This window comes from Kushneria halocnemicola, assembly GCF_965650455.1.
In the GTDB taxonomy this organism is placed as follows: domain Bacteria; phylum Pseudomonadota; class Gammaproteobacteria; order Pseudomonadales; family Halomonadaceae; genus Kushneria.
The window spans coordinates 2,091,499-2,113,006 of the sequence record NZ_OZ287968.1 but is presented as its reverse complement, the minus strand read 5'-3'; the positions used below and the strand labels follow the sequence as shown (position 1 = coordinate 2,113,006).

Below are 21,508 nucleotides of genomic sequence, written 5' to 3'. Positions count from 1 at the left end.
TCGCGGTGAAGCAGCCTGTCTGCCATCTCAAGTTATGACCCTCTCATGCCGATAGGAGCGCTGTTCAGCGCCCGGATTCGACATGATGTCTCACACCTGTATTCCCTCCACACAGCGAGGCTTTAGCCTGCTGGAAGTACTGGTCGCCATGGTGGTGCTGAGCCTTGGCGCCATGGGTGTCATGGGCCTGGTGCTGCATGCCCAGCAGGCCAATGAGCAGGCGCTGCAGCGCGGTCGTGCCACTTTGCTGGTCAATGACATGCTGGAGCGGGTGCGTGCCAATGCCCACTTTGATGCGATGGCCGTCTATAACGTGGGCGCACGTGCCCATGCGCCCATCGGTGATAACCAGCAGCAGGGAGGCAGCAATTGTCGGCAGGCGAACTGCGACGCTCAGGCACTGGCGCGTTTTGATCTTGCCGATTGGGAACACCAGATCATGCAGGCCCAGGGCGAGCATCGCCGCCTTGATGGTCTGCCGCAGGCCCATGCCTGCATTGCCATGACACCGCAGGCGCAGCGTTTCGACGTCACCGTGACGCTGGTCTGGCGCGGCAGCGGCCGGGGCAATGACACAAACGAGCCGACCTGTGGCAGCGCCGATATCACCAGTGCGCGGCAAAGCGTTACTGCCAGCAGTCGCTACCATCCGGTTCGCGGCTGATGACGCCCATCTCCTCTCCCGAGCATGCCCAGCGAGGCGTTACCCTGCTTGAAATGATGATTGCCATGGCGCTCGGGCTGCTGGTGCTTTCTGCCGTGATCGTGCTCTACATGCAGACCGCCCGCAGCTTTCACCAGCAGCACGCCATGGCGGACCTGCAGGTTCGCGGGCGCATGGCCACCCAGCTGCTGGGCGAGGAGCTTCGGCGTACCGGCTTCTGGGGCGAGATCATGTCACCTCAGCGTGATGATGATGGCTGTCGCGATATGAGCAGGGCCGTCGAGGTTGCGTGTGCTCTGCCCGTCTGGGGCGGCGATGCCGCTCGGGCCAAAGCGCTTGGCCTTGTGCCGCAAGGGGCAATCACGCCTGACAGCAGCGCGTCACGCCCGTCTGCCGTGGTAGCCGTGCGCTATGCCGACCACGGTAATGGGGCCTGCCTGACACTTGATGCGCACTCTGCTCCCCCTCGACAACTCACCCTGAAGCAGCCCTGTCAGGGCGACTGGCACTACCGTGACAGTATCTACTACCTGCGCATGGTGGATGACGACTACAGCGGCGAGCGCGTGCCGGCACTCTACGTCAATCAGCGCAGCGCATCGGGTCGCCCCAACAGCAGCGAAATCGTGCGCCATATCGAGGCTCTGGAAGTGGAGTGGGGTCGTGACGACACCGGTGACGGCAGCGCCAATCGCTTTTATGACAGTCAGTCCGTGGCTCAGTGGCAGATTGCGGACTGGGACCGGGTCGTGGCTGCCCGACTCTATATCGTGATGCGTAGCGAGAAGATGGCGCAGCCGATGCCGGCGCGTGAGTTTCTGATCGCCGGACGCACGATCACCTTCGAGGCCGACCACTATCAGCGACGCCTGTTCGTCACCACGGCAACGCTTCGCAACGCCCGTCTCAGGGGGGCATATGGTCTCTGATCGCCGCCAGGAAGGCTTTACGCTGGTCATCGGGCTGATTCTGCTGGCCGCCATGACGCTGCTGGCCGTATCGCTGGCTCAACGAGGCCTTCTCGATACTCGCCTTGCCCATTTTGCCGAGACCGGCGTGCAGCGCTTTCAACAGCAGGATGGACAGATCGACACGCAACTGGCCCGGCTTGATGCGCTCATGCCGGCCTATCTGACGCAGCCATGCAGTGAAAACGCTTCGGTTCCTGAGGCCGACACGCAGCTGAGCGTGCAGCGACTGTGTCTGGACGATGGCCAGGCCGGACTTTCAAGCGCGGTGCGCGAGCAGCTGGAGCGTCGCTATGCCACAAGTCTTGCCGCCCCCGGTAACCAGGCGCTCAAACACTATCGTTATTTCAATCTGCGCGCCGTGCCGGAAGACTTTGACGACGCTTTCGATCAGGGGCAGGGCGTCTACCAGGGTGTGGTGACGCTGAGTACGGGAGGCACGCAGTGAATAGTGACGTTTGCAGGCCATGGCGGTATTTCCTGGCGCTGATCGTGCTGATGGCGAGTCTTGCGGCGTCGTGTCTCGCGCGTGCCGACGATGTGGACATCTATCTGCCGGCCTATCAGGCCAGTGGCGGCGGCGGACAGCCACAGGTCATGCTGATCATCGATACCTCGGCGAGCATGAAGGAGATGGTGGGTAGCAGCCGTCAGTCACGCCTTCAGGTTACCAGGGACATCATCACCGGTCTGGTCAGCAAGCACCCCGGTATCAACTTTTCCCTGAGCGTCTTCAACGACAACAGTGCCACCATCCAGTGCAACTGGTTCGGCGGCAATTGCCGGGCTCAGGAGCGCTATAACGGCGGGCGCGTTGTGCAGGCCTTCACCAGTGCGCCTCGCCAGAGCGGCACCGAGCGTCTGGAGCTTTTGAATATCATTGGCGATCTTCAAGCCAATACGTCCACCCCCCTGTGCGAAACCATGGCCGAGGTATATCGCTATATTTCCGGCCAGCCCGTGGTGTATGGCAGTGACAGCGGCGGTGCAACACCGCCACGGGATCGCAGGGCCGAAGAGGGTAACGGACGTTATCATCGTCCGCTGCGGCCCTGTGAAAATGTCTATGTCATCTATATGACCGACGGAATGCCGCAATGGGATACCAGCGCCAACGCCGATATACGAGCACTGACGGGCAAAACCTGCGGGCTTTATGACGCGGTGGATCCGCTGGATGTTACGCGTGTGCTGCGACAGGAAAACTGTCTCCCCCTGCTGACGCACTTCATGGCCGAAAAGGATCTGGCGCCCGGGCTTGAGGGCACCCAGCATGCCTACACCTTCACCATTGGCTTTACCACGAAGCAGCGTCTTCTTGAGGACGCCGCCCAGCCCCCGCCGGGCATCTCGCAGGGCTATTACGAGGCCAATGATCGCGACGGTCTGGATCTGGCCTTCAGCCGGATACTGGGCAGCATCATCGAAAACGAAATCCAGGCGCAGCGCTTCACCATGGCCACCAATGTTGAAGGGACCGAAAATCTGGGACAGGTCTATTCGCCGGCCTTTCTGCCGCGAGGCTATGTGCCCTGGACCGGCAATCTGAAAAAATTTGCCGTGGATACCAGCCAGCCCAGCAACCCCGTCAAAAGGGATCTCTGGAGCCAGGGGACGGCCGAGATTGCCGCACCGGACAGCGTGGAGCAGGGCGGCGCCGGCGCGCGTATTCGGGAGCAGGTGAGTTCCGGCCGGAAAATTTATACCGATATCGGCAGAAGTGGCAGCTTCAGGCCGCTGGCCAGGCCCCGCCCTCAGCAGGGTCTTGATACCGATGGCATCGATGATCGCGCTATGACCGTACTCAATCAGGCCGGCTACAGCCCGCGTCAGCTGGCGGACTGGGTCTATGGGCTCGATGTCACCAATGACAGCGAGACCGATATCCGGCCATGGGTGATGGGCGACATCGTGCATTCGCAGCCGCTGGCCATTAACTATGGCTGCGCTGATGCACAGTCGGGCTGCTCGGCAGGCAACCAGCGCATTCGCATTTTCGTGGGCACCAACGAAGGGCTGCTGCATGCCATCGACGACACCAATGGGGCCGAGCGATGGGCCTTCTGGCCGCGCGAGACGGCAGGCATGGCCGTGTATCGCATGCTCAATACCCGCCCCGACTATCCCTGGCCCAAAAAGGAGGGCGGTCAGGCGTATCGATCCCAGTCGACGCATTACGGTGTGGATGGCTCGCCGGGCGCCTGGCTTGCCCATGGCACAAGACTCGATGCCGCGGGCAAGCGTCATTTAACCCTTGAAAAGGCGGTACTGGCGTTTGGCTTCGGTCGTGGTGGCCGCGGCTATTACGGCCTGAACGTTATCGACCCGGACGAGCCGAAGCTGGCCTGGCGTGCCCTGGAACCCGACTGGGGGCAAAGCTGGTCCACCCCGGTGGCGGTAACGCTGACCGACGGGCGCGCTGTCTTTCTGGTCGGCATGGGTTATGACATCACGGCCGATCGAGGCCCGGCTCGATTCGGTGCGGGCATGGCGGTCATCGATGCGCGCGATGGCAACGTTATCGCGTCACTGAAAGGGCCGGCCGACAGCGTGCCGGCCACCGTCACGCCGGTGGATCGAGACTTTGACGGGACGGTGGATGGCGCCTTTTTCGGGGATACCGGCGGCAATGTCTGGTTTGCTGATCTGCGTCTGGGCGATGACGGCAGGAATAAAAAAAGAACGCCGGCAGACTGGCAGCTTCATCAGGTGGCAGCGCTCGGGCGTCATGATCAGCAGGGCGTTGATCGACGTTTTTTCAACCGCGCCAGCCTGGTGCGAACCTACCTGGATCAAAAGCCCGTGGATCTTTTGATGCTGGGCAGCGGCGATCGCGCCAATCCGCTGCGCAGTGACAGCCGGGACGCCTTTTATATTCTTGAAGTCAGCCAATGGCTTGATGGTTCTCATGGCGGCAGCAGGCCTGCCATGCTCAACAATAATGACCTAATTGAGTCGCCGGTGCAGGGGACGTCCTATACACTCGGCGCTCCGGTGGATCGTCAGGGATTTTTGAACATGAAAGCCTTCCATGGGTGGCGATTAATGCTGCCCGAAGGCATGAAGGTGTTGTCTGATGCCTCAACCATCGCCGGCAATACGCTTTTTACGACTTATTCCCCTGAAGTCCCTGACAACATGTGTATGGCGGTCCGCGGCATCTCGCGCCTGTACGGCTTTTCCCTGCCGGTCTGGCGCGACAACGGGCATCAGCATGAGCAGCAATCAGCGACGGTCAGAAGCACGGATATGGGCCGCTATCTACAGGAAACGCCTGCCCTTTTGATTGAAGGGTTGCGCACTCGCGTTCTCGATAGTGACAGGGCCCGCCAGGTGGCGTCAGTGCTTGAACACGATAAAAAGGCGGCAGGTACGGACGACGGCGAGCGCTGTGGTCAGTACGATGCCGAGGACGGCGCCTTTCGCGAATGTCTGGTGACGGCACCGCTGTGGTGGTATCAGCAGTAGCCGTAACAGACACGGCATGCCACCACAGTGACGCGTCACGTCACAACATAACAATGGCCCACAAGGGCCGGGTGCAGGGAACGGATGCTGGGAATTTACGAGCAGATCTTCGGGAGCAGCGATACCCGGCGCATGGCCCGCTGGCTACGACTGCTGCTGTTCATGCTGGCCTACCTGGTGCTGGCCCTGGCGGGCATGCAGCTGTCGCATTTTGATGCGGCGGTGGTGGCACCATGGCTTGCGGCACCTCTGGCCATCGGGGCGCTGGTGCGTTTGCACCCGCGTGACTGGCTGATACCGCTGGCTGGTATTGCACTGGCTGATCTGCTGGCCCACGCCATCTGCCACGCCCCCCACGGCATCCCCCGCTATACCATCATCAACATCGTTGAAATCCTGATCGGTGCTCTCTGGCTTCGCTGGCGCCATGGGAACACGTCGAGCATGGCCAGTATCCCGTCGTTTCTGAGTGCCCTGCTGGTCAGCGCCTTTTTAATACCGCTGATCGGCTCGGTGATGCTGGCGCTGACGGAGCCCTGGCAGGACTCGGGGGTTTTCCAGCTGTGGTGGGGGCGCTATATCTCCGGATGTCTGGGAATGCTCGTCATGCTGCCCGTAACGCTCAGCAGTGCCATCAGCCGCTGGCGGTTGCTGCTTGGCCAGGGCATTGCTACCTCTTTCAATGCCATGCTGCTGCTGACCGTTTCGGCCAATATCGTCATCGTATGGTTTTTCCCCAATGAAATGGTCTGGAGTATCGTTGCACTCCTGCTGGGGGCGCTGCTGTTTGATTTTTTTCGAAGCGCTTTGCTCAACGTGGTCAGCGTCATCTCGCTGGCCGTGCTGATGTATCTTTGCCAGCGATGGAAAATGCTTGAGTTCAGCATGTTCCACTATATTGCCATCGCCCTGACGGTCCTGCCGGCGCTGCTTCTGTCCACGGCGCTGCATGGATTGCGACGCGAGCAGGCGCAGCTGTTGCAAAGCGAGCAGCGGTGGAAGTCGGCCCTGGAAGGCAGCGGGCAGGGCGTCTGGGAGATCGATCTGGTACACCGCCAGATCAAGGCGTCTCTGGAGGCGCGTCGTTTGCTCGGAGAAAGCGGGCTTTCTGTCTGCTCGATGGCCTACTGGCGCGAGAAAACCCATCCCGATGACGTGGCGCTCGTGGAGCAGGCACTCGAGTCACATCTGGCAGGGCGGGTGCCGCTGTATGTGGCGGAATATCGTGTACGTCAAAAGGATGGCGGCTATCGCTGGTATCAGTCGCGTGGCAAGGTCATGCAGTTTGACGAACAGGGCCGGCCACTGCAGATGATCGGGACGCTGATCGATATTCACGCCGCCCGTCAGGCCGAATTCGAGCGTGAACAGCTGGCCCGGGATCTGCAGGAAGAAAAGGAACGCCTGCAGGTGACGCTCAACTCGATCGGGGATGGGGTCATTGCCACCGACATGGCTGGCAGCGTCGTGTTCATGAACCCTGTGGCGGAAGAGATTACCGGCTGGACCTTCGAACAGGCCAGAATGTGTCAGCTGCAGGAGGTGTTTCATCTGCAGGGGGTGGACATGACCCCGCAGTCGTTCGAGCTGATCGATACCTGTCTGTCGCGTAATGAAGTCTGCATGACCGGTGATGACTCGGTGTTGATCAACAAAAATCGCCAGACACTCGAGGTCAAGGCGACGGCGGCACCGGTATGCACCGCCGGTGGCAGGGCCATGGGTGCCATTCTGGTCTTTCAGGATATGTCCCGGGCGCGTGAACTTCAGCGTCACCTGAGCTTTACGGCCAGTCATGACGCGCTGACCGGGCTGTATAACCGCCGGCGTTTCGAGCAGGAAGTCGAGGATGTCATTCGGCGCGGCGCCGAGATACCGGCCATTCTGGTCGTTTTGAATCTGGATCATTTCAGGATCATCAACGATTCAGCCGGCCATCTGGCAGGCGATGCCCTGTTGATCGAGGTGGCGCGCCTGATCGAGCAACATCTTGGTGCCGGTGACGTGTCCGCCCGCCTGGGCGGCGACGAATTCGGGCTTTTGCTGCAGGGGCGCGACATCGACACCGCTGCCGTATGGGTCGAAAAGGTGATCGAGGCCATCGGCGCTCTGCGGTTTTCATGGGATGGCCGAGTTCATGATGTCAGTGTCAGTGGAGGGCTGATCCCCGTGGACGGCAGCGCCGATAATTTCAGTACCGTGATCAGCCGCGTCAATGTCGCCTGCTATACCTCCCGACAGTACGGTCGTAACCGGGCAACCATTTATCATCCGGGACAGGAGGATATCGAGCAGTATCATCGCGATATCTTCATGGCGGCCGGGCTGCGTGAAGCCATTGAACATGATCGCTTTGTCCTGTTTTGCCAGCGTATCGTGCCGCTACAGGGTGAGGGCAGTGACTACCTGGAAATACTGGTCCGAATGCTGGGTCGGGAAGGCGAGATCGTGGCGCCGGGGGCATTCATTCCGGTGGCCGAACGCTACGGCATCATGGCCTTTGTAGATCGCTGGGTGATCGAGCGTGCCCTGATTCACGATGGCGAGCAGTTAAAGCAGGTGCTCAGCGGCCGTTCACTGAGCATCAACCTTTCGGCCAATTCCCTCAACGATGCAGGGTTTCTGCCCTGGCTGATGGAAATCCTGGCCCGGTCGCCGCTTTCACCCCGGGCGTTGATATTCGAGATCACGGAAACGGCGCTCATGAATCATCTGGATCTGGCGCGTGAGGTGATCGATGCGCTGCGCGAGGCAGGATGCCGTGTGGCACTGGATGACTTCGGCAGTGGACTGAGCTCTTTCAGCTATTTGCGCAACTTTGTGGTCGATATCATCAAGATCGATGGTGGGTTCATTCGCCACGTTAATGACAATGCCCTCGATCAGGTGATCGTTGATGCCATCAATCAGATCGCTCATCGGCTGGGCGCACTGACCGTGGCCGAGTTTATCGAAGACAGCGCCAGTGCGGACAGGCTTGTCAGGATGGGCATCGATTACGCGCAGGGCTATTACATGCATCGGCCGATGCCACTTGAGCGGCTCTGGCTCGAGTAGGACGCGTCTTAGCAGCCATCCCCGGCATCGGTCGTCTGAAAGCGCAGGCGCCCGAGACGGTTGATGATCAGTCGCCTTGTCTTTCGGGCATGGCAGAGATAGAAGGTGCCGTTGAGCATGCTGCTTGAAAGCCGGGGATGGAAAACGAGCGCCTGTGACAGCCCCTGCCAGCGCAGGGTCACGGCGTCATGGCTTCGGTTGCGATAGCGGACATGCCCTTTGGCGTCCACCACCAGCAGATAGTGCCATCGGCCATCACAGCGTTTCCCATCGTGGCTGCCGCACAGCTTCCAGGACCTGCCATGATCCAGACTGGCCATCTGCGCCTGCTGTATCAGCCCCTGTACATCACGCATCTGGGCGTCCAGCGCGCGACTGGCATACCACTGTTGCGTCCAGGGGATACCCCAGCCGATCATCAGCGTCATAAAGGCCATGGCCATCATGGTGTCCAAAAGCGTGATTCCCTGCTGAGAACGCAAGACTCTATCCTTTCGGGTGGGCCTGCTGCGTTTAACGGCATGATGGAACCGATATTTAGCAATGGCTGATAAAGGATTGGCACTGGAAGGTGGATGCGCAGGAAACACGCAATAAGGGGGCATGTGAACGCAAGCGACGCAATCGTGGTCGGCGGCGGCATCAATGGCATGATGAGCGCCTTGAAGCTGATACAACAGGGCTTTCGGGTTACGCTCGTGGAGCGCGGGCAGTGTGCGCGGGAGGCGTCCTGGGCCGGCGGGGGCATTCTGGTGCCGCTGTATCCCTGGCGCTACGGCGAGGCCATTGCGCGCCTTGATGCACTGGCAGCGCCGCAATGGCCTGATCTTGCCGGCATGCTGGCGGCTACCACCGGGATCGATCCGCAGTATACGGCTCACGGCATCATGCATGTCAGGGTCGAGGACGGCGCACGGGCCCGGGCATGGTCGATGCATCATGATGACATGCTGTTGTCGCTTTCCTCAGCCCGGGCGCATGAGCAGCTGGGCCGGTGGGTGACGCCATCCCTTGACCCCGCCTTCTGGATGCCTGCCCATGGCAGTATCAGAACGCCTCGACTGGGTCAGGCACTGCGACAGTGGCTGGTGAACCATCCGCGCGCCACGCTTGTAGAGCACTTTGAAGTCACTGCCCTGCTGACCGCCAAGGATCGGATCGAGGGCGTGGCAGGGCCGCAGGGCAGGCATCTGGCGCCACGGGTCGTCATGGCGGGCGGGCCCTGGACACGTGAACTCCTGGCACGTCACGTTCAGTTGCCCATCAAGCCCGTTCGCGGACAGATGCTGCTGTTTGAAGCCGGGCGCGCGCTGCTTCAGGGGGTCATGCTGATGAACGGCTTTTACCTGATTCCCCGACGTGATCACCACATCCTGGCCGGCAGTACCTTTGAGGACGTCGGCTTTGATCGCGCCACCACCGAGCAGGGCTACGCGCAGATTCATGCGAAGGCACTGGAGATGCTGCCGGCGCTTGAAAACGTTGAGGTAACGCATCACTGGGCGGGGTTGCGGCCGGGCTCGCCGGACAGCATCCCCTTCGTTGGCGCCGTGGGCGACATTGAAGGGCTTTACGTCAACGCCGGGCATGGCGGTAACGGGGTGGTGTTGTCACCGGCCACGGCGGATCTGCTGTGCGCGCATATGGCGGGCACGCCGCCGCCGGTGGATCCTGCGCCCTACACCGTGTTTCGCTCAGGGTGAGCGGCGACGCGGCTGCGGTCCGTTACTGATAAAGCGTGCCTGATGGTCCTGACAGCAGAACCAGTGTCTGTCGCCCGGGAGATGGCGCGACACCTCGTTGACGTGAGGGTCTTCCAGCGCATCATGACGTGACACATGAACATGACAGTAGGCGCAGCGTACCATCGCTTCTCCGGAAGCCGGGGTCGGCGGATGCGGCCTGCGCTGACGCTTCAGGCGTCGATAGAAAAGCCACCCCAGCCATAGCAGGGCAGCCACAATAATCAGTCGGGCCATGAATGAATCCTGACTCCTGAGAGGCTGAAGGCAGACCACAGGCCCTGTCTGAACGAAAACAGGGGGATGCGGTTCTGCGCCATGCTCGCGGCGCTACCGCGGCGTCCAAGGGCAAAAGAATATCATGAGGGCAAAAGCGTTTCGCCCGGTCTGCCATCGAAAACGCCCCGCCGGAGGACGGCGGGGCGTTTGTTGACAGCGGCATTCGAACTAACGAATCAGCTGTCTTCGAGGCGAAGCGAGCCGCGCAAATAGCGCGGATTGAAGGTGTCACCCCGCAGACGGGCATTGTCCGGGTCGTTGTGGATCAGCTCGGCCAGTGCCTGACGGGCTTCCTTTTGCATGTCCAGACCCATGTAACCTTCCACCATGACGGCCAGCGCGTCACGCGTGGCAGGGGTCTGCGGATAGTGCTCAAGCACCCAGCGGCCACGATTGACGGCGGCCAGATAGGCCTGCTTGCGCAGATAGAAGTCGCCGATCTGAAGCTCGTGACGGGCCAGAACATTGCGCAAAAAGATGATGCGCTGTCGGGCATCGGGGGCGTAGGCACTGTCGGGGAAGCGGCGAACAACTTCGCCGAAGTCAACGTAGGCATCTCGCGTGGCGCCCAAGTCACGCTTGGAAATATCGATCAGATCCAGACTTTCCAGGCTGAAGCGTCCTGACTCCCAGGCCGCCATGCCACGCATGTAATAGGCGTAATCGACCTGCGGATGGTCGGGGTGAAGCCGGATAAAGCGACTGGCCGCGGCGCGGGAGGCTTCCCAGTTGCTGACCTGATAGTAGCCGTAGATCAGTTCGAGCTGCGCCTGCTGGGCGTATTCACCGAACGGAAAGCGGTTATCAAGCGTTTCAAGCTGAGTGACGGCAGCGGAGTAGCGGCCATTGTCGAGCGCCTGCTGAATGTTTTGATAAAGCTGCTGCTCGGTGAGCTCGTTATCCTGCTCCTGGCTCTGGCTGCTGGCGCAACCGGCCAGCATGACGGCAGCCAGCGCAAGGGCGCTCAGGGAAATGGCGCGCATTGTCGTCCTCGTCTCAAACAAACCGTGGCGGCATGATAGAATCCGCCCAACAGCTACTGAATGAAGTGTGTGGGGCCTACTATACGGACCGGCAGCGCATTACGCGAATGACGCGCTGCCTGTTCCCGGTCCCGAAGCACCCGCACTATAAAGCATTGTAAAGCCGTGGCGAAATGCTCGGCCCATGCTCCTGCAGAGAATTGCATGTCACAGACCATCGAACAAACACGCATTGTCCCCGACGCCATGACCGGTCTGCGTCTGGATCAGGCGGCCGCCGAACTCTTTGACGAGTTTTCCCGCGAGCGCCTCAAAAGCTGGATCAAGGAGGGCGCTCTGACCGTGGACGGCCAGCAGCTGCGCCCGCGCACCCCTGTCATGTCGGGCGCCACGCTGATACTCAATGCCGTGCTGGAAGAAAACCCGGTCTGGGAGGCCGAGGCGATCGCGCTGGATATCGTGCATGAAGATGATGACGTGCTGGTGCTCAACAAGCCGGTCGGACTGGTGGTGCATCCGGCAGCGGGCAACTACAGCGGTACGCTGCTCAACGCGCTGCTGCATCACGCCCCCGAGCTTGCGACCCTGCCGCGCGCCGGCATCGTTCATCGTCTGGACAAGGACACCAGCGGGTTGATGGTGGTCGCCAAAACGCTGGCGGCGCAGACCTCTCTGGTCGAGCAGCTGCAGGCGCGCCGGGTCAAGCGCGAATACGACGCCATTGTCATTGGCGCCATGATCGCAGGCGGCAAGGTGGATGCGCCCATCGGCCGGCACCCGGCGGATCGCAAACGTCAGGCGGTCGTGGCCCACGGCGGCAAGCCGGCCGTAACGCATTACCGGGTGGTCGAGCGCTTTCGCGGTCACACTCACATCCGCTGCCGGCTGGAAACCGGACGTACCCACCAGATTCGCGTGCATATGGCGCATCAGCGGTTCCCGCTGGTCGGCGACCCGGTCTATGGCGGGCGGCTCAAGCTGCCGGCCGGCGCCGGCGAGGCGCTCAAGGAGACGCTGCGTCACTTTTCACGTCAGGCCCTGCATGCGCGCCGACTGGCGTTTACGCACCCGGCAAGCCTTGAAACCGTCGAATTTGGCATGGAACTGCCCGATGACATGTTCATGCTGCTCGATATCCTGCGCGACGATCAGGCGGATACATGACTCAGGACAGCCGTGATCAACCTACGCTGATCGTGCCGGACTGGGTGGCACCCGGATCGGTCGGTGCCTTCGTGACCACCCGGGAAACCGGTCCCAGCCAGGGGCCCTACGCGGCCTTCAATGCGGCGTCCCACGTGGGCGATGATCCGGAAACGGTGGCCTGGCTGCGTCAGCTGCTGGGGGCAAGGATCGGGGATCATCGGCCACTTTTGTGGCTTGATCAGGTGCATGGCGCGCGGGTACAGCAGTCCTATCAGACCCCGCCGCCGCAGGCCGATGCCGCCATCGCGCGCGATCAGCAGTATGCCTGCGTGGTCCAGACCGCCGACTGCCTGCCGGTGCTGTTTTGTGACCGGCGAGGTACCCGGGTGGCCGCAGCCCATGCCGGCTGGCGAGGGCTTGCCGGTGGTGTGCTGGAGGCGAGCGTGGCGGCGTTTGGCTGCGCCCCGGAAGAGGTCATGGCCTGGCTGGGCCCCGCGATCTCCAATATGCAGTATGAAGTGGGGCGCGAGGTGCATGACGCTTTCGTCAATGTCCATCCCGAAGCCGCCATTGCCTTTGAGGCAAGCCCCTATCGGCTGGGTCACTTCATGTGTGATCTCTATCGTCTGGCGCGTCTGCGTCTGGAAGCACTGGGCGTGACCGATATCAGTGGCGGCCACTTCTGCACGGCCTCCGATTCACGCTTTTACTCCCATCGTCGTGACAACGGCCTGACCGGGCGCATGAGCAGCGTGATCTGGCTTCGCTAGCGCGCTGCCGGTGCGCCGGCCAATGCCTCTGTATTTAACATAATATTTTTGCCGGTCTGCTTGAAACCCCTCCTGCCGCCCCCATCTTTGTTGGCAAGATGCTGATAAACGCGCCTTGAAATGCCGGGTCTGCCGCTGTGCGGCCATGACCGGACAGGGCGCCGGATGAGAGGACACACCATGCGAATCGATAAACTTACCAGCAAGCTGCAGACGGCACTGGCCGATGCCCAGTCGCTGGCAGCCGGGCGGGGCCAGAATCAGCTCCAGCCGGGTCATGTGCTGCTGTCGCTGCTCGACAGTCGTGACTCCGGCTTCAAGGGATTGATCCAGAAAGCCGGCGGCGACCCGGGACGCGTACGCGACGCGCTGGTCAAACACGTGGATGACCTGCCAACGGTCAGTCAGTTCGATGGCAACGTCACCATGGGCCAGGAGCTGGGCCAGCTTTTTAATCTGGCCGACCGCGAAGCGCAAAAACGCGGTGATCAATTTATCGCCACTGAACTGGTGTTGCTGGCCGCGCTGCAGTCGAAATCAAGCATCAGCCGCGCTCTGAGCGGTGCCGGTCTTTCCGAGCAGGGTGTGCGTCGTGCCATCGATGCGCTGCGCGGCGGTGACAGCGTCAATGATGCCGAAGCCGAAGAAAAGCGTGAGGCGCTGGACAAATACACCACGGATCTGACCGAGCGAGCGATCAGCGGCAAGCTGGACCCGGTCATCGGTCGCGATGATGAAATTCGTCGCACCATCCAGGTCCTGCAGCGTCGGACCAAGAACAACCCGGTGCTGATCGGTGAGCCCGGTGTGGGCAAAACCGCCATCGTCGAGGGGCTGGCCCAGCGCATCGTCAACGGCGAGGTGCCCGAGAGTCTCAAGGACAAGCGGGTGCTGTCGCTGGATCTCGGGGCGCTGCTGGCGGGTGCCAAGTACCGCGGCGATTTTGAAGAGCGCCTCAAGGCCGTGCTCAACGAGCTGGCAAAGGAGGAGGGGCGCGTCATTCTCTTCATTGACGAGCTCCACACTATGGTGGGGGCCGGCAAGACCGAAGGCTCGATGGATGCCGGCAACATGCTCAAGCCGGCCCTGGCCCGCGGTGAGCTGCACTGCGTGGGGGCGACCACGCTTGACGAGTATCGTCAGGACATCGAAAAGGACGCCGCGCTTGAGCGCCGCTTCCAGAAGGTACTGGTCGATGAGCCTTCCGAGGAGGACACCATCGCCATTCTGCGCGGGCTCAAGGAGCGCTACGAGGTCCATCACGGCGTCGATATCACCGACCCGGCGATTATTGCCGCGGCGCGTCTATCGACGCGCTATATCACCGACCGCCAGTTGCCGGACAAGGCGATCGATCTGATCGATGAGGCGGCTTCACGCATTCGTATGGAGATGGACTCCAAGCCCGAGGAGATGGATCGGCTCGAGCGTCGGCTGATTCAGCTCAAGATCGAGCGGGAAGCGCTCAAAAAGGAAACGGACGAGGCCACCCGCAAACGCCTTGAGCTGCTGGAAGGGCAGATCGAGTCAATGTCGCGTGAATTCGCCGATCTTGAAGAGGTCTGGAAGGCCGAAAAGGCCAGTCTGCAGGGCGCGGCGCAGTACAAGGCCGAGCTTGAGCAGGCGCGTACCGATCTGGAGGCGGCGCGTCGTCAGGGCGATCTGGGGCGCATGTCGGAAATCCAGTACGGTCTGATTCCGGAGCTTGAGCGTAAAATCAGCGAGGCCGGTGAAGCCGAAAGCACGCCGTTGAAGCTGCTTCGCTCGATCGTGACCGAAGAGGAGATCGCCGAGGTTGTTTCGCGCTGGACCGGCATTCCGGTGTCGAAAATGCTCGAGGGCGAGCGTGACAAGCTGCTGCGCATGGAAGAGGCGCTGCATGAGCGCGTGATCGGTCAGGATGAGGCCGTTACCGCTGTCTCCAATGCGGTACGCCGTTCGCGGGCCGGCATCAGTGATCCCAACCGTCCCAACGGCTCCTTTTTGTTTCTGGGGCCGACCGGGGTGGGCAAGACCGAGCTTTGCAAATCGCTGGCCGGATTTTTGTTCGATACCCAGGAAGCGATGGTGCGCATCGACATGTCGGAGTTCATGGAAAAGCACTCCGTGGCCCGTTTGATCGGGGCGCCTCCGGGCTATGTCGGCTATGAGCAGGGCGGCTATCTGACCGAGGCCGTGCGGCGCAAGCCCTATTCGGTGCTGCTGCTTGATGAAGTGGAAAAGGCCCATCCGGATGTCTTCAATATCCTGTTGCAGGTGCTGGAAGACGGTCGGCTGACCGACGGGCAGGGGCGTACGGTGGATTTTCGCAATACCGTGATCGTGATGACCTCGAATCTGGGCTCCAGCGTTATCCAGAATTATGCCAGCGAGCAGGATGATGCCGGCTATGAGCGTATGCGGGCGGCGGTCATGGACGAAGTGTCCTCACACTTTCGCCCCGAGTTGATCAATCGCATCGATGAAGTGGTGGTGTTCCATGCGCTGGGGCAGGCGCAGATTCAGGCGATTGCCAATATCCAGCTTGATCAGCTGCGCCGGCGTCTGGCCGACCGCGATGTCTCGCTTTCCATCAGCGAGGCGGCCATGACGCAGCTGGCTCAAGCCGGCTTCGACCCGGTTTATGGCGCGCGGCCGCTGCGTCGCGCGATCCAGAACCGCATCGAAAATCCGCTGGCACAGGCGCTGCTGGCCGGACGCTACGCGCCGAGTGATACCGTTCGCATTGATGTTCGCGACAGTGAGCTGGTCCTTGAGCCCGGGATGTGACATGAGCCGATACTGACGCCAGACGATAAAAGGGCGGCTACCCGGGGTAGCCGCCCTTTTTTTATCATGCGACCCCTGCTTTTTTCAGGGCGCCGTATTGTCCAGCGTGGCGTCCGGATAGATGGCCAGCAGGGCGCGTAAAACGCCGTTGGTCCACCCAAAGCCGTCCTGGGAGGGGTATTCGCCGCCGTCCGGTGCACCGTCGATGTCCATGACGTTGTACTTCTCCAGCAGCTTGTGCTCCTTCTCGAAGCGGTAGAAGTTGTTGTGCATCCAGCGTTTGGCGATGGTGTCGGCCAGCTGCTCGTAACCGTAGCGCTTGAGTCCCTTGATGGCCATCCACTGAAGCGGTGCCCAGCCGTTGGGGGCATCCCACTGTTCCGTGGTATCGATGGTGGAGGTCACCAGGCCGCCGGGCTGGAGCAGCTGGTTTTCCAGCGTATGGGCCACGTGTCCTGCCTGCTCCTCGGTCGCCACACCAAAATAGAGTGTAAAGACGATGGAGGCGTTAACGCTGTCGGTCAGCGCGTCGTCATGCCAGAGGTAGTCTCCAAAACGCTTTTCTTCCTGCGACCAGAAAAGTCGACGCAGCGCGTCCAGTCGCGAATTGGCCGCACTCTGGAACAGGTCGGCGCGCTGATAGTGCCCGAGCCTTCGATGCGTTGAGGCAAGCGTGGACTCCATGTGATACAGCAGGCAGTTCAGGTCCAGCGGCAGAATGTCCACGGTTCGAATGGTGGCCAGGTCATGGGGGTCGGTCAGCCAGCGCGAGCTGAAATCCCAGCCGCTTTCGGCGCCGGCACGAATGTTGCGCCACACCTCGATATGGTTGCGCGTGGTGCGATCGGCCGTTTCCATGTCTTCACGAAAGGATTCTTCGCGTGGCGTGTTTAGATCGTCCCAGTGGCGATTGAGCAGCGTGCCTTCATGAAGCTTGACGCTGCGTCGGTAGGCCTCGCAGTTGTGGAGTGCCTCGACGCCATCCATCCAGTAGACATATTCACGCTCCATCTGGGGCAGATAATGCGCATAAACCCCTTCCCCGTCGTACTGGGCGAGCTGGCCGACCATGCCGCAGAAAAAGGGTGGCTGGGAGCGTGATAGATAGTAGGTACGATTGCCGTTGGGGACATGCCCATAGGCGTTGATCAAAAAGGCGGCGTTGTTGACCATGTCACGCATCAGGTCGATACGACCGCTTTCATACAGGCCCAGCATGGTGAAGTAGCTGTCCCAGTAATAGATCTCGTTGAAGCGACCGCCCGGAACCACATAGGCGTGGGGCAGCGGCAGACGGGAAGAGTTGGGGTTGTAGCGGGGCCGCGGCTGTCGCGTCAGCACGTTCCAGAGCGCGTCAATATGATCGCGAACGGTGCCCTGACGCTCGGGCGGTTCAACGTTGGCCTGGGTTTCAATGCGTTCAAAACGTGCCTCGACAAATTCGCGCAGCGCGTCATTGCTGACGCAGGGCACATCGCTACAGTTTGAATAGCGATCACAGAGCCGGGCGTAGTCGGCCATGATTTCTTCGACCGACTGGGTCGGAATCATGTCGACAAAGGTCTTGCTGTCATCGAACAGACCGCGACTCTGAACATCATGAAACAGCATGCCCCAAAGGTGCTCTGGCAATGGCGGAAGTTCTGCGACCTCCGGCGTGTCCGGCATCGAAGAGGTCGATGCGGCAGCGGTCATGGTCATGGCAAATCCCTGAAACAATAAATTGCGTTTCTGCCCGATCGTGACTGGCAGGGTGAAGATGACGTTGTCCTGACAGTTTTCGAAACGCCTGCGACGCACAGGCATCCCTTCATGATGACCGGCGTTAACGCAGAATAGTTCATCCCGACGTCTTTCCCCTGGTACACACGATAACGGCAGAGACTAATCGAAACTGTTGTGCTTCCATGCACCGATATCGTGCAATATGCAGCCCCTTTTTACGGGCTGGGCGCTATAAATGCGCATGCATGAGTTGACACCGGCGCATCACTGATAGAGTCTTGAAGGTTCCTGATCGCAGGCATGAATTCCCGGGCGATCCCCGGGGTCATGGAGGACAGTCGCGCGGCGACTGCCTGCCTGCCCAAGGACCTGAACAGGCGGGCCAACCTCCTGCCTGATCAACGCCCCTATATGTCGACCCGACATGAGATTGAGCAGGTCCTCGCTGCAACCCATCATCAGTCTGCAGCATCAGGTGTCGCTGGCCCCGGGCCGCGGCAGGCGGCACAGCCGTCCTCGAACGCCGATGTGCATCGCATCGTGAACGCACTCGAGACCTTATAGGGGAACTCAAACGTGGAATTGCTTTCCGGAGCCGATATGATCGCCCGCTTCCTCAAGGATGAGGGCGTTGAATATATCTACGGCTACCCGGGCGGTGCAGCGCTACACATCTATGATGCGCTTTTCCGCCAGGATGATGTCAAACATATTCTTGTTCGCCACGAACAGGCAGCTACCCATATGGCTGACGGCTATGCCCGTGCGTCCGGCAGGCCCGGCGTCGTGCTGGTCACGTCGGGCCCCGGTGCGACCAATGCGGTTACGGGGATTGCGACGGCCTATATGGATTCCATACCGATGGTCGTGCTGTGCGGTCAGGTGGCCAGCCATCTGATTGGCGAGGATGCCTTTCAGGAAACCGACATTGTCGGGGTCACACGGCCGATAGTGAAGCACAGTTTTTCGATCCGTCATCCTTCCGACATACCCACCGTGCTCAAAAAGGCCTTTTATATCGCCTCTTCAGGGCGGCCGGGGCCGGTGGTGGTCGACATACCCAAGGACATGACCGCGCCGACCGAGCGCTATGAGTACGTCTATCCGCGCAAGGTGAAACTTCGCTCATACAATCCCGTCTCACGCGGGCATACCGGTCAGATTCGCAAGGCGGTCGATCTGATGATGAGCGCCCGGCGTCCCGTCATCTTTGCCGGGGGTGGCGTCATTACCGGTCGTGCCTCCGAGGCACTGACGGCGCTGGCGCATCGGCTCAATATCCCGGTGATCACCTCCCTGATGGGCCTTGGGGCCTTTCCGCAAAACGATCCGCAGTCGCTGGGTTGGCCGGGCATGCATGGCTCCTACGAGTCCAACATGGCCATGCACAACAGTGATCTGGTGCTGGGCGTGGGCGTGCGATTTGATGACCGCGTGACCAACAACGTCAATCGGTTCTGCCCCGATGCCCGCATCGTGCACATCGACGTTGATCCCAGCTCCATCTCCAAGACCGTGCATGCCGATGTGCCCATTGTCGGGGCCGCCGATCACGTGCTCAACGAGATGCTCAATCAGATCGGTCAGCGTGCAGAGTCGCAGGAGCCGCTTGATGAGTGGTGGGAAACCATCAACGCCTGGCGTGATGAACGTCGCGGCAAGCTCTACGAGCCGGCCGCCGCGGGTGAGCCGCTCAAGCCTCAGCAGGTGGTTGAGGCCGTGCATCGTGCGACTCATGGTGATGCCTATGTGGTGACCGATGTCGGCCAGCACCAGATGTTTGCCGCCCAGTATTACCGGTTCAATCAGCCCAATCGCTGGATCTCGTCAAGCGGTCTGGGAACGATGGGCTACGGTTTGCCGGCCGCCATGGGCATCAAGCTCAGCTATCCCGACGAGCATGTCGTGCTCTTCACGGGGGAGGGCAGCTTTCAGATGATGATGCAGGAGCTGTCGACCTGTAAGCAGTTCGGTATTCCGGTCAAGATCGTCAATCTCAACAATGCTTCGCTGGGCATGGTTCGCCAGTGGCAGGATCTGAATTACAAGTCCCGTCACGCGCACTCCTATATGGAGTCCCTGCCTGACTTTGAAAAGCTGATTGGCGCCTATGGTTTCAAGGCCATTACGGTCAATACGGCCGAGGAGCTTGAGCCGGCGCTGGAAGAGGCCTTTCGCTCGAAGGATGAGCTGGTGTTTCTCGACATTCATGTCGATCCGCGCGAGCACGTCTACCCGATGCAGGTTCCGCAGGGGGCCATGTGTGACATGCTGCTGTCGAAGACGGAGCGAACCTGATGCGCCATATCATATCGATGCTGCTTGAAAATGAGCCGGGCGCGCTGTCACGTGTGGTCGGGCTCTTTTCCCAGCGCAACTTTAATATCGAAACGCTCAACGTTGCCCCGACCGATGATCCGACACTGTCGCGTCTGACGGTAACAACCCATGGCGATGAGCGCATCATCGAGCAGATCACCAAGCACCTCAATCGTTTGATCGATGTGGTCAAGCTGGTGGATCTGACCGAAGGGGCGCACATCGAGCGAGAACTGATGCTGGTCAAGGTCAAGGCGCAGGGAAGTGCCCGCGATGAGGTCAAGCGCACGGCAGATATCTTTCGTGCCCAGATCGTGGATGTCACGCCAAGCGTTTATACCGTGCAGATTACCGGTGACGCCACCAAGATGGATGCCTTCCTGCAGGCGGTAACGCCGCTGGGTGTGCTGGAAGTGGCGCGTACCGGCGTCTCCGGGATTGCACGTGGTGACAAGGTGCTGAGCCTCTGACACCCGGGTTTATACAATGTTTATGTCAACCGATGGCGCTGCCGTCCATTAAAAGGTGAAGGTAATGCAGGTTTATTACGACAAGGATTGCGATCTCTCTCTCATTCAGGGCAAGAAGGTCACTATTCTGGGCTACGGCTCGCAGGGCCATGCGCACGCCAACAACCTCAAGGAATCCGGCGTTGATGTGACGGTCGCGCTGCGCAAGGGCTCCGGTTCCTGGCAGAAGGCAGAAGGATCAGGTCTTAAGGTCGCTGAAGTCGCCGATGCGGTTTCCGGTGCCGACATCGTCATGTTTCTGGCACCCGATGAGCATCAAAAGCAGATCTATTATCGCGACGTCGAGCCCAATCTGAAAGAAGGTGCTGCGCTGGCCTTTGCACACGGCTTCAACGTGCATTACCAGCAGATTGAGCCGCGCGAAGATCTGGACGTCATCATGATCGCTCCGAAAGCGCCCGGTCATACCGTTCGCCAGACCTATACCCAGGGCGGCGGTGTGCCCAGCCTGATCGCGGTCTATCAGGACAAGTCCGGCAAGGCACGTGAACTGGCGCTTTCCTACGCCAGCGCCAACGGTGGCGGCCGTGCCGGCATCATCCACACCACCTTCCAGGAAGAGACCGAAACCGATCTCTTCGGTGAACAGGCTGTTCTGTGTGGCGGTGCGACTGCGCTGGTACAGGCTGGTTTCGAAACGCTGGTGGAAGCAGGCTACGCCCCGGAAATGGCCTACTTCGAGTGTCTGCATGAGCTCAAGCTGATCGTCGACCTGATGTATGAAGGTGGCATGGCCGATATGCGTTACTCGATCTCCAATACGGCCGAGTATGGTGATTACGTCACCGGTCCGAAGATCGTGAACGAAGAGACCAAAAACGCCATGCGCCAGGTCCTCAAGGATATCCAGGAAGGTACCTTTGCCAAGGACTTCATTCTGGACCACCAGGCTGGCTTCCCGACCCTCAAGGCCAAGCGTCGCCGCGGTGCCGAGCACCAGATCGAGGAAGTGGGCACCAGACTGCGTGGCATGATGCCCTGGATTGCTGCCAACAAGATGGTCGACAAGTCGAAAAACTGATTTGAAAACCCATCGGGACAGCTGAAAGATCTCGAGAAAACGGATGTGATATGTCGCATCCGTTTTT

Annotated in this window: 16 protein-coding genes; 12 read left to right on the top strand and 4 right to left on the bottom strand. The window is 60.5% G+C overall.

Annotated features, from left to right (window positions below):
• Nucleotides 1–82 precede the first annotated feature (82 nt).
• The 5 genes from pilV (at nucleotide 83) to ACS92L_RS09620 (ending at nucleotide 8,157) form a co-directional block, all read left to right on the top strand.
• The gene (gene pilV / locus ACS92L_RS09640) at nucleotides 83–664 is read left to right on the top strand and encodes a type IV pilus modification protein PilV (RefSeq protein WP_438764482.1); all 582 of its coding nucleotides are present in this window, start codon (nucleotides 83–85) and stop codon (nucleotides 662–664) included.
• Entirely contained in the window at nucleotides 664–1,593 is a 930-nt protein-coding gene (locus ACS92L_RS09635; protein ID WP_438764480.1) for a PilW family protein, read from the top strand. Before pilV ends, ACS92L_RS09635 begins: the two co-directional genes overlap by 1 nt.
• The gene (locus tag ACS92L_RS09630) at nucleotides 1,583–2,080 is read left to right on the top strand and encodes a pilus assembly PilX family protein (RefSeq protein ID WP_438764479.1); all 498 of its coding nucleotides are present in this window, start codon (nucleotides 1,583–1,585) and stop codon (nucleotides 2,078–2,080) included. The genes ACS92L_RS09635 and ACS92L_RS09630 overlap by 11 nt, the downstream gene beginning before the upstream one ends.
• Nucleotides 2,077–5,100, top strand: coding sequence for a PilC/PilY family type IV pilus protein (locus tag ACS92L_RS09625; protein WP_438764478.1), 3,024 nt, complete (start codon nucleotides 2,077–2,079; stop codon nucleotides 5,098–5,100). Before ACS92L_RS09630 ends, ACS92L_RS09625 begins: the two co-directional genes overlap by 4 nt.
• A gap of 84 nt (nucleotides 5,101–5,184) precedes the next feature.
• Nucleotides 5,185–8,157, top strand: coding sequence for an EAL domain-containing protein (locus ACS92L_RS09620; RefSeq protein ID WP_438764476.1), 2,973 nt, complete (start codon nucleotides 5,185–5,187; stop codon nucleotides 8,155–8,157).
• 8 nt (nucleotides 8,158–8,165) lie between these two features.
• Here the strand turns inward: ACS92L_RS09620 and ACS92L_RS09615 are convergent, their stop codons facing one another.
• A complete protein-coding gene (locus ACS92L_RS09615; protein ID WP_438764474.1) occupies nucleotides 8,166–8,639 on the bottom strand; it encodes a GspH/FimT family pseudopilin in 474 nt (157 codons plus the stop codon).
• Nucleotides 8,640–8,762: 123 nt separating this feature from the next.
• Between ACS92L_RS09615 and ACS92L_RS09610 the strand changes: the two genes are divergently transcribed.
• Nucleotides 8,763–9,860 (top strand): NAD(P)/FAD-dependent oxidoreductase, encoded by a 1,098-nt coding sequence (locus ACS92L_RS09610; RefSeq protein ID WP_438764472.1) that lies wholly within the window; start codon nucleotides 8,763–8,765, stop codon nucleotides 9,858–9,860.
• Here ACS92L_RS09610 and ACS92L_RS09605 read toward each other — a convergent pair.
• Nucleotides 9,852–10,136 carry a PP0621 family protein gene (locus ACS92L_RS09605; RefSeq protein WP_438764470.1) on the bottom strand — a complete coding sequence of 95 codons (285 nt, stop codon included), beginning with the start codon at nucleotides 10,134–10,136 and terminating at the stop codon, nucleotides 9,852–9,854. The genes ACS92L_RS09610 and ACS92L_RS09605 overlap by 9 nt on opposite strands.
• Nucleotides 10,137–10,354: 218 nt before the next feature.
• Nucleotides 10,355–11,161 carry an outer membrane protein assembly factor BamD gene (locus ACS92L_RS09600; RefSeq protein WP_438764468.1) on the bottom strand — a complete coding sequence of 269 codons (807 nt, stop codon included), beginning with the start codon at nucleotides 11,159–11,161 and terminating at the stop codon, nucleotides 10,355–10,357.
• A 204-nt stretch (nucleotides 11,162–11,365) separates the two neighbouring features.
• Here ACS92L_RS09600 and rluD point away from each other — a divergent pair, with 204 nt between their 5' ends.
• From rluD to clpB, 3 genes are all read left to right on the top strand, one after another.
• Nucleotides 11,366–12,325, top strand: a complete 960-nt coding sequence (rluD, locus tag ACS92L_RS09595; protein WP_438764466.1) for a 23S rRNA pseudouridine(1911/1915/1917) synthase RluD — start codon at nucleotides 11,366–11,368, stop codon at nucleotides 12,323–12,325.
• Nucleotides 12,322–13,077 (top strand): peptidoglycan editing factor PgeF, encoded by a 756-nt coding sequence (gene pgeF, locus ACS92L_RS09590; RefSeq protein ID WP_438764464.1) that lies wholly within the window; start codon nucleotides 12,322–12,324, stop codon nucleotides 13,075–13,077. The genes rluD and pgeF overlap by 4 nt, the downstream gene beginning before the upstream one ends.
• Nucleotides 13,078–13,257: 180 nt before the next feature.
• Nucleotides 13,258–15,846 (top strand): ATP-dependent chaperone ClpB, encoded by a 2,589-nt coding sequence (gene clpB / locus ACS92L_RS09585; RefSeq protein ID WP_438764462.1) that lies wholly within the window; start codon nucleotides 13,258–13,260, stop codon nucleotides 15,844–15,846.
• Nucleotides 15,847–15,930: 84 nt separating this feature from the next.
• Here the strand turns inward: clpB and treF are convergent, their stop codons facing one another.
• A complete protein-coding gene (treF, locus tag ACS92L_RS09580; RefSeq protein WP_438764460.1) occupies nucleotides 15,931–17,547 on the bottom strand; it encodes an alpha,alpha-trehalase TreF in 1,617 nt (538 codons plus the stop codon).
• A 600-nt stretch (nucleotides 17,548–18,147) separates the two neighbouring features.
• Here treF and ACS92L_RS09575 point away from each other — a divergent pair.
• The 3 genes from ACS92L_RS09575 (at nucleotide 18,148) to ilvC (ending at nucleotide 21,441) form a co-directional block, all read left to right on the top strand.
• The gene (locus ACS92L_RS09575) at nucleotides 18,148–19,869 is read left to right on the top strand and encodes an acetolactate synthase 3 large subunit (RefSeq protein ID WP_438764458.1); all 1,722 of its coding nucleotides are present in this window, start codon (nucleotides 18,148–18,150) and stop codon (nucleotides 19,867–19,869) included.
• Nucleotides 19,869–20,360: an acetolactate synthase small subunit gene (gene ilvN, locus ACS92L_RS09570; RefSeq protein WP_115853657.1), complete on the top strand. Its 492-nt coding sequence runs from the start codon at nucleotides 19,869–19,871 to the stop codon at nucleotides 20,358–20,360. Before ACS92L_RS09575 ends, ilvN begins: the two co-directional genes overlap by 1 nt.
• A 64-nt stretch (nucleotides 20,361–20,424) precedes the next feature.
• Nucleotides 20,425–21,441, top strand: a complete 1,017-nt coding sequence (gene ilvC, locus ACS92L_RS09565) for a ketol-acid reductoisomerase (protein ID WP_438764456.1) — start codon at nucleotides 20,425–20,427, stop codon at nucleotides 21,439–21,441.
• Nucleotides 21,442–21,508: the final 67 nt, after the last annotated feature.

Coding starts and splice junctions, on each gene's coding strand:
- ACS92L_RS09600 (WP_438764468.1), bottom strand. CDS start 11,161: ATGCGCGCCATTTCCCTGAGCGCCCTTGCGCTGGCTGCCGTCATGCTG.
- rluD (WP_438764466.1), top strand. CDS start 11,366: ATGTCACAGACCATCGAACAAACACGCATTGTCCCCGACGCCATGACC.
- ACS92L_RS09605 (WP_438764470.1), bottom strand. CDS start 10,136: ATGGCCCGACTGATTATTGTGGCTGCCCTGCTATGGCTGGGGTGGCTT.
- clpB (WP_438764462.1), top strand. CDS start 13,258: ATGCGAATCGATAAACTTACCAGCAAGCTGCAGACGGCACTGGCCGAT.
- ACS92L_RS09630 (WP_438764479.1), top strand. CDS start 1,583: ATGGTCTCTGATCGCCGCCAGGAAGGCTTTACGCTGGTCATCGGGCTG.
- treF (WP_438764460.1), bottom strand. CDS start 17,547: ATGACCATGACCGCTGCCGCATCGACCTCTTCGATGCCGGACACGCCG.
- ACS92L_RS09635 (WP_438764480.1), top strand. CDS start 664: ATGACGCCCATCTCCTCTCCCGAGCATGCCCAGCGAGGCGTTACCCTG.
- ACS92L_RS09620 (WP_438764476.1), top strand. CDS start 5,185: ATGCTGGGAATTTACGAGCAGATCTTCGGGAGCAGCGATACCCGGCGC.
- ilvN (WP_115853657.1), top strand. CDS start 19,869: ATGCGCCATATCATATCGATGCTGCTTGAAAATGAGCCGGGCGCGCTG.
- pgeF (WP_438764464.1), top strand. CDS start 12,322: ATGACTCAGGACAGCCGTGATCAACCTACGCTGATCGTGCCGGACTGG.
- ilvC (WP_438764456.1), top strand. CDS start 20,425: ATGCAGGTTTATTACGACAAGGATTGCGATCTCTCTCTCATTCAGGGC.
- pilV (WP_438764482.1), top strand. CDS start 83: ATGATGTCTCACACCTGTATTCCCTCCACACAGCGAGGCTTTAGCCTG.